General features: G+C 47.2%; 1 protein-coding gene. It reads left to right on the forward strand.

All coding sequences use genetic code 11. The features are described 5' to 3' along the window. Window positions 1-610: transposase (locus ACESYO_RS16400; RefSeq protein WP_373209317.1), on the forward strand; the 610-nt coding region annotated here is incomplete at its 5' end. Window positions 611-795: the final 185 nt, after the last annotated feature.

Below are 795 nucleotides of genomic sequence, written 5' to 3' on the forward strand. Positions count from 1 at the left end.
TGTGGCAGATGCGGGCTACGAAAGCGTGGGCAACTATCTGTATCTTGCCTCTCGTGGACAGAACTGCTACATTAAGCCGACCAATTACCAAACCAGAAAAACGAGGAAATACTGTGAACAGCTCTGGCGCGCAGAAAACATGCGGTATCTGGAAGATGAAGACTGCTTTGTCTGCGCTGCGGGGAGAAAACTGCGCTTTTACAGATCCTGTTCACAGGAGAGCAACGGTGTAGTTACCACATACAATTATTACCAATGTGACCAGTGTACCGGATGTCCGGTTCGCAAGCAGTGTACCAAATCCCAAAATCCGGATTTTCGCAAAGAAGTGAAAATCTGCGAGGAGTTTGCCCAACACAGAGCGCAAGCCCACGAAAATCTGCTCACAGAGCGGGGCGTTCTTTTGCGCATGAATCGCTCCATTCAAGTTGAGGGTGCTTTCGGCGTATTAAAAAGCGACCGCCAGTTCAAACGCTTCCTTATGCGAGGGAAAACCAACATCTCTCTGGAACTGTTTTTGCTGTGTCTGGCCTTTGATCTGGACAAGTACTGCTCCAAATTGCGACAGGACAGACGGAAAACACATCTTTTTCCGCTCAAAAAAGAGTAGATATTTGTGACATCTGAAAAAACACAAAAAGCCGGGCTTCCTCATTGCGGAAAGCTCAGCTTTGCTGCGCCTACTTAAGATGATTTGGAGACTATTTCTCCTAAAATTCTTGAAAAAGTCTCTTCCGATCCTGCTTTTCACAAAAAGTGGGGGCTGTTGCTCAACTTCCGTTTTGCAACAGCCCC

Origin of the sequence: Allofournierella massiliensis, assembly GCF_964241245.1 — a bacterium.
GTDB lineage: Bacteria > Bacillota > Clostridia > Oscillospirales > Ruminococcaceae > Allofournierella > Allofournierella massiliensis.